This is a genomic window from Rouxiella sp. WC2420, from assembly GCF_041200025.1.
In the GTDB taxonomy this organism is placed as follows: domain Bacteria; phylum Pseudomonadota; class Gammaproteobacteria; order Enterobacterales; family Enterobacteriaceae; genus Rouxiella.
In genome coordinates this window covers 1,528,526-1,542,085 of sequence record NZ_CP165628.1, presented here as the reverse complement: position 1 = coordinate 1,542,085, position 13,560 = coordinate 1,528,526, and the positions used below count along the sequence as shown (strand labels likewise).

The window sequence follows — 13,560 nt, the reverse complement described above, 5'->3', positions numbered from 1 at the left end:
TCTTGGGCACCATGCAGTGCATAATTAAAATGCGATTAATTCATCGCGTTCAAATAATGCGATGAATTGCTCATATTTTCTATTCGCATTCATTCCGAGGCCTGACACCACTATGACCCAACGCCTAACCCCAAGAGTTTCCTCGAGAAAAACGCCTCAACAGGCGCGGTCTACCGAATTGGTAGCAACGATACTTGAAGCAGCCAGTCGTGTTTTAGAGAAGGAAGGCGCGGCGAAATTCACCACTGCGCGAGTAGCAGAAAGGGCCGGTGTCAGTATTGGTTCTCTTTACCAATATTTTCCCAATAAAGCGGCAATCTTGTTTCGTCTACAAAGCGATGAGTGGCAGCAAACCGCCACTATGCTGAGCAGTATTTTGCAAAACAGAAAAAAGTCGCCGCCAGAAAGGTTGCGCGAGTTGGTACAGGTTTTTATTCAGTCGGAATGTGAAGAAGCATTGATGCGTACCGCGCTCAATGATGCTGCGCCGCTTTACCGTGATGCGCCTGAAGCACTTGAGATCAAGGCCGGTGCAGAAAAGATCTTTGACGATTTTATGCGTGAGGCGCTTCCCGACGTCGGGTCAGAAAAGCGGAAATTAGCAGGAGAATTGATTTCCAAAACTTTGGGCGCTGTGGGGAAAGACTTTTCCGAAAGCTTTCGAACTGCCGAGGAAATCAACGCCTATGCCCAAGCTATGGCAGACATGTTTTGTGCCTATCTTGCGGTAACGGAAAACTCTGCCGCTTAGTTTCGCGCGGCGTGCATCTCATCGACCAGTGTTAACACTAAATCTTGTGCACTCATTTCGCGAGCCAGTTGAGCACCTTGCCCGGCCCACTGGGCTCCAAAACCATGATCTCCTTTCGCTGCTGCCGCACTGGCCAATGCTTTTCCAAGTGCATAAGTCAGAGGATAAGAAGGAATGGTATGTTTGGCAAAGTCACGCGCATAGGTGCAAAAAGCGTTTTCGATACAGCGCGCAGGTCGGCCAGATATTGCAGAAGTTAACACCGTATTGGCGGCCTGTTTACTTTTTAGAGCCTCACGATAAGCGCTATTGGCCGAGGATTCGGGGCACAGAACAAATGCGGTTCCCAACTGTGCGCCCTCCGCGCCTAGAGCTAACATCGCCGCGATCCCTGCCCCATTCATTATTCCCCCTGCGGCAATCACCGGTTTTCGACAGTGGTGCTTAATCGCCTGTACCAAGGTAAAGGTGCTGAGCATACTATCCGCCTGCATCGGGTCAAATATGCCCCGATGCCCTCCAGCTTCGATACCCTGCGCTACGATAAAATCGATACCGCTGGCTTCGATTTCTTTGGCCTCATCGATGCTCGTCGCCGTCGCCAGCGTAATAATTCCCTTTTGCTTCAGTAAATTGATTACTACAGAAGCCGGTATGCCAAAGTGAAAGCTTACCGCAGCCGGCCGAATGTTTAACAAAATGTCGAGTAGCAGACTGTTGTTATGAAAGGTGGCGTAAATCTCTTCCAGCTCGCCAGGGAGTTGAGCATCATATTGCACAAACAACTCATGAAACTGCTTTATCCACGCCTTTTCGAGCTGTTCATCGCGCTGTACTGCCTGATGGCAAAAAACGTTAACGTTAACTGGCCCAGAACTCAGTGCGAGCGTCTTTTGAATCATCAGCTCGGCCTGTTCGGGGTTGGCGGCACCGATACTGATCGATCCCAAAGCCCCCGCATTAGACACTGCGGCAGCAAGTTCGGGGGTTGAAACACCAGCCATTGGCGCTTGAATAATGGGATATTGCAGGTTGAGTAATTCGCATAAAGAGTTTTTCATTCTTATCGCTGCTTGTCATTTTATGTGCTGAAAATATACAATCTCTTATAGAGACCATAAAATCAATATCGTTTTCATTATGAGAATATAAGATGAATCACACTTCATTAAAAATCTTCGAAGTTGTAGCTGAAGAGATGAGTATCATAAAGGCCGCGAAGCGCCTCGGACGAGTCCAGTCGAATATAACCACGCGTATTCAGCAGCTTGAGCAAGAACTTGATGTGCAACTGTTTATCCGTGAAAGCAAAAAACTCAAGCTCTCACCCCAGGGAAAACAGTTTTTGGTGTATACCAAAAAGTTGCTCAGCCTGGCTGAAGAAGCCCGCCAGTCGCTACATCCGCAGCAACCCGGCGGCATATTTTCCATAGGATCGATGGAATGCACGGCGGCTAGTCGCCTTTCTGCACCATTGGCAACATTCAGTCGCACTTGCCCAGAGGTAAAACTTAACCTAACGATGATGCCAACTCGTCAATTAACCGAGCGCGTTCAGCAATCTGAGTTGGACTGTGCACTGGTCGCACTGCCGGTTATTGCTGGTAAAAGTGTACAATGTCCTGAAGATTTGCATAACTTGCCGCTATTTGTTGAAAATCTCACTCTGCTTTTACCTGCCAGCATGAGTCATGTAAACAAACTTGAAGACATTACAGTTGGCAGATTGGCTGCCTTTAAGGAAGGCTGCACCTATCGCGATTTAGCCAGGAAGCTTCTAGAAAAAGCTTCAGCGCAAGGCGGCGGCATCCAAATTCAGGATGTAGCCTCTTACCATTCAATGATGGCGTGTGTCGCATCAGGGACTTATATCTGCCTATTGCCAGAAAGCGTGGTCGATTTGCTACAACTGCCAGAAGGATTAAAAAGAATTGATGCAGGATCCGCTGTCACACATCTGATTTGGAGGAAAGATTTTGCCTCTCCGGCGCTGGAACAGCTGTGTCGAATTATGCATGAAACTTCCAATCTTGATGGCGCTCAGCAGCAGGCGCTGGGTTAAACCTTTTTCTATTTATAATAGAAATCGAACATTAACCTCTCGTTTTCAACCACCAGCCCGGTTGCAATAATTAGACTCCTGCAATCAAAGGACCCGCTGGCCAGATAATGCTTGCGAGGCGCCTCGCAATACCCACACGGTTTATGTCCATATATTGGTTGTCGATCACGCTAATAAGATGTATTTTAAATGCATCTTATCGATATATGGAGTGTGACCGTGTTAAATAATCAACAAAAAGAATTGGTTAAAGCGACAGTTCCTGTATTGCGTCAAAACGGCGTGGCTCTTACCGACTACTTTTACCACCGTATGCTCAACAACAATCCCGAGCTAAAAGAAACTTTCAATATGGGAAACCAGCGCTCTGGAGCGCAGGCAAAAGCGCTCGCAGGGGCAGTTTTAGCCTACGCCGAGAACATTGATGATCCGTCAGTGTTGGCACCAGTAATAGAATTGGTATGCAATAAACATGTGAGCTTGAATATTCAGGCTCCTGACTACGCGATTGTTGGTGAAAATCTGCTGCATTCGATCAGTGAAGTCCTCAATATTTCTATGGAAGATGAGCTGATTTCTGCCTGGTCGGCGGCTTATCAACAGCTTGCAGACCTGTTTATTGCGACTGAAAAGAACCTCTACGATCAACATCAAAAAACTCGCGGCAGCTGGCTCGGCTGGCGTCAGTTTGTGGTCGATAAAAAAGTGAAAGAGAATGATGAAATCACCTCTTTTTACCTGATTCCCAAGGATAATCAGTCACTGCCAACCTATGAAGCAGGGCAATACATCACAGTGCGGGTCACCGTACCTGAACTGGGGATAAAACAGCCGCGACAGTACAGTTTGTCTGATGCTCCGGGAGGTAAATATCTGCGTATCTCTGTCAAGCACGAGCAGGCGCGGATTGCGGGACAAGATGCGGGATATGTCTCTTCAACGCTGCATACATGGATAAAGCCGGGGGATGTTATTGAAGCCAGTGCCCCAACGGGCAACTTCTATCTGCTTAATCCTCAGTGCAATAACGTGCTGATTAGCGCAGGTATTGGCTTAACCCCGATGTTAGCAATGCTAAAGCAGCTAACTGCAGAAAATTCGAGTTGCGAAGATAAGCAAGAAATTGCACATATTTCTGATATTGATGAAGGTAATAAGTCGATCTACTTTCTTCATGCGGCACGCAGTTCAAAAGCGCAGGCGCTACGCGATGAAATATCTTTTCTTGCCAACAAAAACAAAAACTTAAAAACATTTATTGCTTTCGAAAATATTGAGCAGAATGATGTTTTAGGCAAGGATTATCATCTTGAAGGCAGGTTGAATCTAAAACAGGTTCCTGAGAGCTATCTGCCAAAGGATGCCGACTATTACCTTTGTGGCCCTCTGCCCTTTATGAGACAGCAAAATAATTCATTGTTAGAATTAGGTATTCCTCAAGAGAGGATCCATAGCGAGGCCTTTGGCACAGGCGGGGTTTCGCTATAAATCATCTTCAGCGTGCTCCAGATAGGGAGCACGCATAAGGTCTTTATGAAACTTAATCAATTTACCGATCTTGGCTTAAGAACACTTATCTATCTGACCCAACCAAATCGAGAGACGCCGTTTACCATTGGAGAAATGGCGAGCGAGTTGAATGTCTCTGCCAATCACCTGGTAAAAGTGGTGCATTTTTTGGCAAGGCAAGGTTGGGTAAACACGACTCGCGGACGAAATGGCGGGATCATATTAGCCAAAGACATGCTTGAATATCAGTTAGGTACCGTTATAAGAATTCTAGAGGAGCGGGCAGATAACTCGAATGAACTGGTTAATTGTCACAGCCCGGAATGTGTACTGATTAGACATTGTCAGTTGAAATCGCTGTTACATAGCGCGATGCTCAACTTTTTTGAGTATCTGAATCAATATACACTTGCTGACGCGGTAAATAATCCACAGTCACTGAGCGCACTTTGGCGCATTGATTCTTTGGATTTTCCAGGGCGCTCACTTTAACAAGATTTAACGAGAAACGCATTTGGTACCGCTTTAACAACTCAATGTTGCGCATTATCGATGCAAAGTTTTTTCAAGTCTTTTCTTTTAAAGTACGCGTTTTGCTCAAGGCGTACTAAGATATAACTGTGTGTCACAGGTTTTTAATGTGATTAAGATGCATTATTTTGAATGAAAATTTAGCTGGGGAGGTACAAGTGGTTATTACTGATGAAGCAAAGGGCAATGCTCTAATCGGCGAGGCGGCAATGAACCTTATCTTCAACAGGGAAGAAGTGACAGTCAGTACATTGCTAAAAAAGTTGAAAACGATGGCCGAGCATGAACTCGATGAGGGAAGACTACTGCTAATGCATGAAGTTTGCCGCTGGCTTCGAGGATTCTTAAGCCTTGGAAGCCTTTCACCCGAAAGAGCTGGCTGGCTGGAATCCGCTTTAATGGGGGATGCCGCTAATTTCCCCGAGAACGCCATTCGATTTGAGTCATTACGTGCAATTAAGGAATAACCAGCATCGATTCTGGACCTTAGCCAACACTGGCCGCTGCAGCGGTCAGTTTCAATTTGCCAATTAATATAACGTCCTGCGTTCGCCATTAATCCCTCTAAGCTTCTCCTTGCCGCAGCAATAAGTTTCCATAAAGACTAAATGTGCATTTTTAGCACTTTTTGCACAAAAATAAAGTTTTTCGAAACTAAAATAACTGTACAAGAATGATTAAGCTGTATAACTTTTAGCATTATAGCCGATCATTTTTTAATCAGGCCTAGCCTAAGGATCACTTATGCGTCAGGATGAATACGGTAACTCACAGACAAGCGATGCACAGTATTTTAATAACGTGCCTGTTTTCACGCAGGACGAGACCATGGGTCAAATCGTTGTCGAGTTATTGCGAGCCGGTAAAAATCTCAATCGTAAAGCATTGTGTTCCAAACTGCTGCGCCGCATTGAAGTTGCTGGCAGTGCAGAGGAAGAAAAGCATTATCAGGAGCTTATTCGTTTGGTGCTTGAACGTGATGCTTGAGCAATGTTGATTTTTCTAAATTTTAAACATGCATCCTCGCAAACCGTACACGTTTTATACCCTGACGTATTAAGCCAAAACGGACAGACTTTGCCCAAAGGAGTATCATCTCTGCCGGGTGCGGCCCCCGCTGATTAATTATAGGGCCTGATATCCGCCTTTTCCGGTACGCGCCGGACAGGCAACTGAATTCCGAGAAGCTGATATGAACAGAAACGACGACGAAAAATTAATCGATATCATGATGGGTAAAGCTGTCCTTGCGATGCTGCATGGCGGCGGCCCCGTATCTACTAGCGAGCTGATTACTCAGCTACAAGCTATCGCGACCGACGAAAAAAACGAATCTAGAAAGCGCGCTTGTGAACTCGCAATTGTCGAAGTGCGCAACAGCGCGACTGCAACCCGTCAACATACAACTTTCAAAGTACGGGGCAGTGACAACGTTGGTCATATTTTTTCTTCTGAAGGGCCGTCCGACAACAAGAAGAAACATTGAGATTTTTAAGTCAAATCCCTAACTTTTAACGGGCAATTTTGCCTGGAGAGGACGCAGCATATGCAGCAGCTTTCAGATGAAACTGAAATTTTCGAATACTTCGCAAGCGCAGGCGATTTGTATGCAAGCGAAACCGAATTACTGGGCGCGGTGATCCGAAATATTACTGCAGAACAGGGCTCCATCACCAAAAAGGCAATTATATTGCGACTGATTGCTTTGATGGAACACACCACTGCTGCGGTCCAGCGAGACGTTTTACGTAAAACTCTTGAACTGGTCGTGAGTCTGACTCCTGATGATCCTGATCTCTAGCATTTTAATAGCTTACTTTCAGCAAACGAGTTTTAAAGGCCGCCCGCAAGGCGGTCTTTTTATTTGGGATTTTATTAATACGAATTGGGTTTTAGCGGGGATTAATTCATTTTATCTGCGATGAGACGCACGGCACGCAAACAGTTTTTCCTCAGCGTTTTATCAGTGGCCCTCTCGGCCTGCTTCTTTAACTGAGCTGCAATTTCATGCATATGTACCGGCCTTCCTGCTTCAAGTAGCAACGATACGACAGATCCTATAACCGCGTGAATTTCATCCGAGTTTGCAGCTTTATCTTCACACAAAAGCCATCCTCCATTTTCATAAACTGGATACCTATACAGTTTACCATTTCGCTCCAAGAATGAACAAGTTTATGGCTCTGCAAAGTTAGCGATTATTGCTAAAAGAAGGACTTTATTTCGGGTGATAGATAACAACTTCCTCATTATTCCTCTTCTACTCAAGTCCTGTACTGCCCTGATTTAGAGTTATTTCAATCCTTATACCTGAAAACATAAAAGCAACGCTCAAAAAAAGTACTGGATATTAACCCAGTTGTTTGTATAATATTTCCACAGCAGGAAGGTGTTGATTCAAACTCGCTGCAGGCCGTTAATGTTAATTGCCTGAGTGATTGATAGAGCAGGTTCTGATGCTGTGAGTCAAGGCAATCAGTGACCACAAATACGGGGTGAAACCTATGATGATTTCGACAAATAATCTGCATTCATTCAACCAGCCAGTGACGATGAGCAGCCGTGAAATCGCTCAAATGACGGGCGTCACTCACGGTGAAGTGAAGCGTTTCATTAAAAACCTGGAGACGTCACAGCGACTTTCACAGCCTCTTGCTGAGGGCCTGTATGAACGAGAAGGCGAAATGCGTCAGGAATATTGTCTGAATAAACGAGATTCTCTACTCGCCGTTGCGCGTCTTTCCCCCGGCTTCACCGCAGAAGCTCTAGATCGCTGGCAAGAGCGGGAGAAACGCGCTCACTTGCCAGACTTTACCAATCCGGCAGCAGCGGCGCGTGCGTGGGCAGAGCAATTTGAACAAAGACAGGCCGCTGAACAACAGCTCGCGCTTACCGAGCCTAAGGCCAAGTTTTTTGACCGATATGTACAGGTGCAAGGCTCTCAGGGTTTTCGGCAGCTCTGCAAAATGCTCAAAGTTAAAGAGCAAGATTTCCGCCAGTTCTTGATTGAGCGAAACATAATGTACCGTGCCAACGGTGTGCTGACCCCGCATCAGCACTATAAGCATGCAGGATACTTTACCGTGCGGTCTGGCGTGGGCGAGAATCAGCATGCCTTCACACAGGCTCGCTTCACAGCCAAAGGTGTTGAATGGATAGCCAGCGTGTGGGCCAGGCAACTGGTGTCTGAAGCAAAAGGCGCAGCCGCGTAAAACTGAAACAACTAGCTCCTCCTGGTGGAGCTAGTGTCTTAATGGCTGTTTTATTGCTTGACCCAAACGCTGACGCTGCCGCCGTTGCAGGTAAAGTCTCCTGCTCCTTCGTCATTACATTCCACCGTTGCGTCCTGATTGCCCGTAATATCCTTCCAATGGCTGTGAGCAAAGGGTTCGCCAAGAATGATGTGTTTTGCTCCCTGCTCGTGGTTTGACATCACTACCACACAACCGGGCTTCTCTGCGGTGCCGCTGCGGACAAAGGCGATACAGTTTGGATCGTCGAAGTAATCTGTCTGTATGCCCCAGGCAAAATTCTGGCGCGCGGAAATCAGGCTCTCCAACTCATTCACTTTGCCCAGCTCAATCTGATGAGTATTGCCATCGTCACCGCTGTCTTCGTATTGGGCACCAAACAGGTCTGGATAAAATACCGCAGGCACGCCCTGTTCACGCAACAGTATCAAAGCATAAGCCAAAGGTTTGAACCATGGTTCAACCGGTATCTCCAGCGACTGCAACGGCTGCGTATCGTGGTTGGCGACAATCGTCACCGCATGCCACGGGTCTGCCTGAACCAGCGAACCATCAAACAAAGTGCGCAAATCAAAATCTTTACCGTTCAGCGATGCGTGATGAAAATTTAACAGCAAAGGCGCATCAAACAGCATCGTTTTGCCTTCAACCTGATGGATATACTGCTGTAGCTTTTCCGTCTCAAACGACCAATATTCCGCCACAATGTACATCGGTTGTTCTGCCGCTTCCTGAATGCTGTCGATCCACTCTTTATAAAACCAGGCAGGAATATGCTTGACGGCGTCAAGGCGAAAACCGGTGCAAGGCACCTGCTCCATCACCCATCTGGCCCAATATTTCAGCTCTTCCCTGACGGCGTTGTTGCGAAAGTCGATATTGGCGCCCATCAGATAGTCAAAATTGCCAAATTCATCATCGACCTCGGTATTCCAGCCCTCGGCGGTATAGTCGTTCACTATCTTGAATACGCCCTGTTCGTCAGGATCCTCGATATGATCAACACCACTAAAACAATGATAATCCCAGACAAATTCGGAATATTGCCCCTGCCGAGCGCCAAAAGTAAATCGAGTCCACGCGTCGGCTTCAATGACCTGTTCTTCTATCTCTTCACGGTTATCTTCAGACACTCGATTTACTTTGACACGTTCCTTCTCATCGGCACCCATTTTGTGGTTTAGGACTACGTCAAGCAGTACGCCAACGTTGTGCGATCGCAGTGCTTCAACAGCGGTGATCAACTGAGCCTTATCGCCATACTTGGTAGCAATGCTGCCTTTTTGATCGAATTCGCCGAGATCGAAAAGATCGTAAGTGTCGTAACCCACTGAATATCCGCCCGACTCCCCTTTGTTAGCCGGAGGCAGCCAAACCATCGTGATACCAATCGAGGCCAGCCACTGTGCTTTTTCAGCAACTTCAGGCCAGAGTTTGCCGCCATCAGGGTAATACCAGTGAAAAAACTGCAACAAGGTCGGGTTTTCCATTTTTACTATTCCTTGGGTGGAGGGCAATGAGTCAGGGCCGATTTTGCAGATGATAAAAATGATCGTAGAGTAATTTCGCTGTCTCATATCAGTTTCAGACCAAGTGCACAAAATTGCCAATTTATCGACCGTGCGATCTAAAAAAGCCCCTGGCGATAGCAGGGGCAAACTTGGCTTTACAGAGACAGGAAACTTCCATGTTGGAACAGAGACGAGCATCCAGTATTGAAGATCAAACAGCAGTACTGCTATTCAAAAAATATTCGTATTGAGTCAAAGCGAACTGTTTAAAGACGCGTTGACCTTACTTGTTGGCGGGTAAAAAAACCCTCTGAAAGTGAAATTCCGTAACACTTTCAGAGGCGGCGCAAAGCACCTTTCGTTACGTGTAGCTCATCGCCACACTTCAAAGTTATACAACAAAATGAGTTTTGTACAACTTTGCAGTGAAAATAATTTACTGGTCGGATGAGATGCGCTGCCGATTTGGCTTAATGAGCTTTACCCGTTTTGGCTAAAGCATAGGCCGCCGGAAGATTAAGCCGCTGCCAAAATGCCTGGTCCGGCGTTGTGCCAGACAGCGCATAACCGGCAGGAAGTGCAGTCTTGATCATCAACTGGCGGCGCTGTGCGGCCGAAAGATTTGGCAATGCGCTTTGCAGCAGCACTTCGGCTCCCGGTGGCACTACCAGCGGCGCATTTTTTGCAGACAGTTTTGGCAGGTTGTAAGTCATGGTGAATTGATAGAACTGTTTCATATCGGCTGAACGATATGGGTCGTCTTTGCCAGCCGTTTTCGCACACTCTGCAAGTGAAGTTCCGCACTCTTTTTCCAGCGCTGCACGCAGTTGTTCGCTGGCCTCTTTGAACAGCGCCTGATAACGAGGATCGTTGAGATAATTGGCTACGTTTCGCTGAGCGACCATTCTTGAGCCGATGATATCCAGGGGATAATGCACCCCCAGAACAATACGTGAATAACCGTAACGCGCACCCCGCTCGACCAAAGAGTCATAGCGCTCCGGCAGCATTTGCGCCAGCAGCACCGAATCGGTAAAGCCAGTATTGGTATGGCCGCTCGGGAACGAGCCACCGTCTGCGGAGTAAGGTTGATTATCTTTAACGACGGTGTCATCTGGCACCAAGTGAATGGTATTGCCTTTGACGAGGAACGGACGAGAATAGTTAAAGTGTTTTTTGGCAGCGCTGGTGCTGACTTCGCTGGCTTTAATTAACGCCGCAGCCTTGCTGATTTCCCCCTTGTCATAAGCTGTCAGGAAAGCTTTACCTAAACGGGGTCCGAGGGCGTCGGCAAGGAAATAAAGGTAGTTTTGCCCCTCGGCATCAGCCAAGGCTTTTTGACGGGTGCCTTGCACGGCATCGCGGTTAATATCAGTCACGCTTTGCAGGCTGGCCTGCAATATTGAAGCAGGCAAAGTACTAAAGCTGGCAAGCAGCTCAATCCCCGCTTTTTGATTAGTTTTGGTTTGAAAATCATATCCGCTGGCCTTCAACCAGGCGCGGTCCGCCAGAGCAGCGCCTTGCTTGGCCTTCTCCAGTTGCTCCCTCTTCAAGACACTCTCACTACCTTTCAGACTGGTGATTTCAGCCTGCAACTCCTGAGCCTGAAGTGCATCATAAGGCTGGCTGGTAGAGGCGAAAGAGGTACTGTTGGCAACCGCCGCGGCCTGCGGTAAAGAAACGGCCTGAGCCTGCTGTGCAAGCATGAGCGCAGCAGCAATCAGCGTTAAGCGAATTTTCATAACTTTCCCTTATAATCAGAAGATTAGTCTATTTGCGCTTAACGCTAGCACTGCGGGATGACAGTTTTATTGCAGAAATAATTATTATCCCTGGTTGGCTGCGACAGGAGTTTGATCGAACTATTTTCGATTTTTACCTAAACTAAGCATCCAGGATGAATATTTATTTTATAACTCTTTCAATACATTAAGAGTTTAGCATTACAAATGAGTGGTAGATTCTAACCATTCATGTTCGTTATGATCTTCTGTGTAAGCAGGTAGATTACTTTGCAAAGGATCGTGTTCAGAATAGGCTGGTGGACGATTCGAGTTAACAGCCTCACCATATGTCGGTAACCGAGAAGTATTCCTACCGGCGGCCTGCGCATTAGAAGACGGTACCGAACGAAATGTTCGTTGTCCGGGAGAAAGTCTTAAGTCTCTGTAAACTCTGTAAAGATGTGCACGGTGCATCTCTTGAGGTGAAGTGGTCTAGCAATATTGGACACGCGTTAAGGTTTTTTACGCTGCATGTTTTTCTTTGGCATACAGCGTCTGGCCATAATTGAAGCTATGTGGCCTGCGATAATTGTAGTAATGCGTTATGTAACTCAGGATATCTCTCTTCGCATCATCTGTATTTTCATAGCCATAATCCGGTATCCATTCTGATTTCAGGCTCCTGAAGAACCGTTCCATTGGCGCATTGTCCCAGCAGTTTCCGCGACGGCTCATGCTCCGTTTGATCCTGTACTGACACAGCTTTTGCCGATAGGACCGGCTGCTGTAATGGCTACCCTGATCTGAGTGGAACATCACACCTTTAGGGCATCCTCTTGATTCATAAGCTATCCGCAGTGCGTCTCCCGTGAGCGCACTGTCAGGGGATGACGACAAAGACCAGCCAACGACCCTTCGCGCATACAGGTCCAATACCACCGCCAGATAAATCCAGCGTTTTCCCGCCCAGATGTACGTCACATCACCGCACCAGACCCTATTTGGACGTTTAACGCTAAAGGCTCGCTCCAGATGATTGGGAGCATATTTCGCTTCGTGTTTTGCTGTGCGATAACGATGCTTGCGCCGTTGAGTGCTTTCAAGCTCAGCCTCTTTCATCATGCGGCGGGCTTAATCTCTGCCTACCTCATGACCTTCCGTTTTTAAGGCGGTCGACAGGGAGCGAGACCCAGCTGAACCGCGGCTTTCGTGGTGTAGCTCGCACAGGCGCTCTCTTTGCTCTGCTCGGGCAGGCTTTTCAGGCATGCGCCGGTAATAATAGGGGTCTGACGCTCAGTGGAACGAAAACTCACGTTAAGGAAGTAGTAAACATCCTCTGCATGGGCTGGTAGATGTAGAGTAAAATACTCCAAAATGCTGAAATGCCGTCTAAAACATGTTTCCCCAAGATTGTGCACCAATTCTCCGACAACGTCGGGGATCATTTAATAGAATGTGATTAGACATTTCTTAATTTGCGCTCACGCCAGAAAGCATAACTACAGGTTATAATAATTAATGCAGAAACCAAAGTTTGTGAGTTCCAGTACATAATTCCTATCTGATGAACAATAGTATTTTGAAAGCCTCCAGAATAGGGAGGTTCATTGCTTATTTTAAACGTAATCATCCATATTATTACTACAAGTATAAATCGACCAATCAGCCATGCAATAAAAGGCATCAATATAATATATTTTCTGCTACATTGCTGCTTGTTATTCAATAACATGAAACAAATCAGTGGTATCAGGGCTGGTAGTATACTTGCCGCCCACGTTACCATTAGTTGCCAGACAGGAACATTCCATTGAGTTAAAACATTCCACCATAAAGTAACATCGGACGGGAATGTTCTATAAAGTAATAAAAAACTGACAACCCCCCAAATTATCGCTGGTTTCAACGTGTTATTTACCAATCTGCTATCCTCCATTATTATTACTGTAGCCCTTTTGGGACCTCGTGCCACATTTACTATCCTTAAACAGGATTAATTATCATTCAATCAGGAGAATGATAAATTATAAGAAATTTTCATCCTTCAAAATTTTATAAACAGTAGAGCGGGCAATAATGAGCTGACGGGCAATTTCCGTTGCACCGGTGCCTTTCTGATGAAGCATCAGCACGACGTTTCTGTCCACGGTACGCCTCCTGCCAAATTTTATTCCTTTCAGCTTTGCTTCCTGTCTGCCCTCATTCGTGCGCTCCAGGTGGA

The 13,560-nt window shown here is 46.6% G+C and carries 12 protein-coding genes and 2 pseudogenes; 9 read left to right on the top strand and 5 right to left on the bottom strand.

Going from position 1 to position 13,560, the window contains the following annotated elements:
- The first annotated feature begins 112 nt into the window (after nucleotides 1-112).
- Nucleotides 113-751, top strand: coding sequence for a TetR family transcriptional regulator (locus tag AB3G37_RS07225; RefSeq protein ID WP_369790157.1), 639 nt, complete (start codon nucleotides 113-115; stop codon nucleotides 749-751).
- Here AB3G37_RS07225 and AB3G37_RS07220 read toward each other — a convergent pair.
- On the bottom strand, nucleotides 748-1,812 hold the full coding sequence (locus AB3G37_RS07220) for an NAD(P)H-dependent flavin oxidoreductase (protein ID WP_369790156.1): 1,065 nt from the start codon (nucleotides 1,810-1,812) through the stop codon (nucleotides 748-750). The genes AB3G37_RS07225 and AB3G37_RS07220 overlap by 4 nt on opposite strands.
- Before the next feature lie 92 nt (nucleotides 1,813-1,904).
- Here AB3G37_RS07220 and AB3G37_RS07215 point away from each other — a divergent pair, with 92 nt between their 5' ends.
- The 8 genes from AB3G37_RS07215 to AB3G37_RS07180 all read left to right on the top strand — a co-directional run bounded on the left by AB3G37_RS07215 (nucleotide 1,905) and on the right by AB3G37_RS07180 (nucleotide 8,065).
- Entirely contained in the window at nucleotides 1,905-2,813 is a 909-nt protein-coding gene (locus AB3G37_RS07215; protein WP_369790155.1) for a LysR family transcriptional regulator, read from the top strand.
- A 219-nt stretch (nucleotides 2,814-3,032) separates the two neighbouring features.
- Nucleotides 3,033-4,301 carry an NO-inducible flavohemoprotein gene (gene hmpA / locus AB3G37_RS07210; protein WP_369790154.1) on the top strand — a complete coding sequence of 423 codons (1,269 nt, stop codon included), beginning with the start codon at nucleotides 3,033-3,035 and terminating at the stop codon, nucleotides 4,299-4,301.
- A 45-nt stretch (nucleotides 4,302-4,346) separates the two neighbouring features.
- Nucleotides 4,347-4,814 carry an Rrf2 family transcriptional regulator gene (locus AB3G37_RS07205; protein WP_369790153.1) on the top strand — a complete coding sequence of 156 codons (468 nt, stop codon included), beginning with the start codon at nucleotides 4,347-4,349 and terminating at the stop codon, nucleotides 4,812-4,814.
- 197 nt (nucleotides 4,815-5,011) lie between these two features.
- Nucleotides 5,012-5,320, top strand: coding sequence for a hypothetical protein (locus tag AB3G37_RS07200; protein WP_369790152.1), 309 nt, complete (start codon nucleotides 5,012-5,014; stop codon nucleotides 5,318-5,320).
- Between the two features lie 277 nt (nucleotides 5,321-5,597).
- Nucleotides 5,598-5,840 carry a regulatory protein YcgZ gene (gene ycgZ, locus AB3G37_RS07195; protein WP_369790151.1) on the top strand — a complete coding sequence of 81 codons (243 nt, stop codon included), beginning with the start codon at nucleotides 5,598-5,600 and terminating at the stop codon, nucleotides 5,838-5,840.
- Nucleotides 5,841-6,045: 205 nt separating this feature from the next.
- Nucleotides 6,046-6,339: a hypothetical protein gene (locus tag AB3G37_RS07190; RefSeq protein ID WP_009636497.1), complete on the top strand. Its 294-nt coding sequence runs from the start codon at nucleotides 6,046-6,048 to the stop codon at nucleotides 6,337-6,339.
- Nucleotides 6,340-6,399: 60 nt separating this feature from the next.
- A complete protein-coding gene (locus AB3G37_RS07185) occupies nucleotides 6,400-6,654 on the top strand; it encodes a biofilm development regulator YmgB/AriR family protein (RefSeq protein WP_369790150.1) in 255 nt (84 codons plus the stop codon).
- A gap of 703 nt (nucleotides 6,655-7,357) precedes the next feature.
- A complete protein-coding gene (locus tag AB3G37_RS07180) occupies nucleotides 7,358-8,065 on the top strand; it encodes a phage antirepressor KilAC domain-containing protein (RefSeq protein WP_369790149.1) in 708 nt (235 codons plus the stop codon).
- Nucleotides 8,066-8,115: 50 nt separating this feature from the next.
- Here the strand turns inward: AB3G37_RS07180 and amyA are convergent, their stop codons facing one another.
- From amyA to AB3G37_RS07160, 4 genes and pseudogenes are all read right to left on the bottom strand, one after another.
- Nucleotides 8,116-9,594, bottom strand: coding sequence for an alpha-amylase (gene amyA / locus AB3G37_RS07175; RefSeq protein WP_009636494.1), 1,479 nt, complete (start codon nucleotides 9,592-9,594; stop codon nucleotides 8,116-8,118).
- A 491-nt stretch (nucleotides 9,595-10,085) separates the two neighbouring features.
- Entirely contained in the window at nucleotides 10,086-11,357 is a 1,272-nt protein-coding gene (locus AB3G37_RS07170) for a phosphatase PAP2 family protein (protein WP_369790148.1), read from the bottom strand.
- Nucleotides 11,358-11,897: 540 nt separating this feature from the next.
- Nucleotides 11,898-12,617, bottom strand: a pseudogene (locus AB3G37_RS07165) (IS3 family transposase); the annotation flags it as partial.
- A gap of 746 nt (nucleotides 12,618-13,363) precedes the next feature.
- Nucleotides 13,364-13,555 (bottom strand): annotated as a pseudogene (locus AB3G37_RS07160) (helix-turn-helix domain-containing protein); the annotation flags it as partial.
- Nucleotides 13,556-13,560 lie beyond the last annotated feature (5 nt).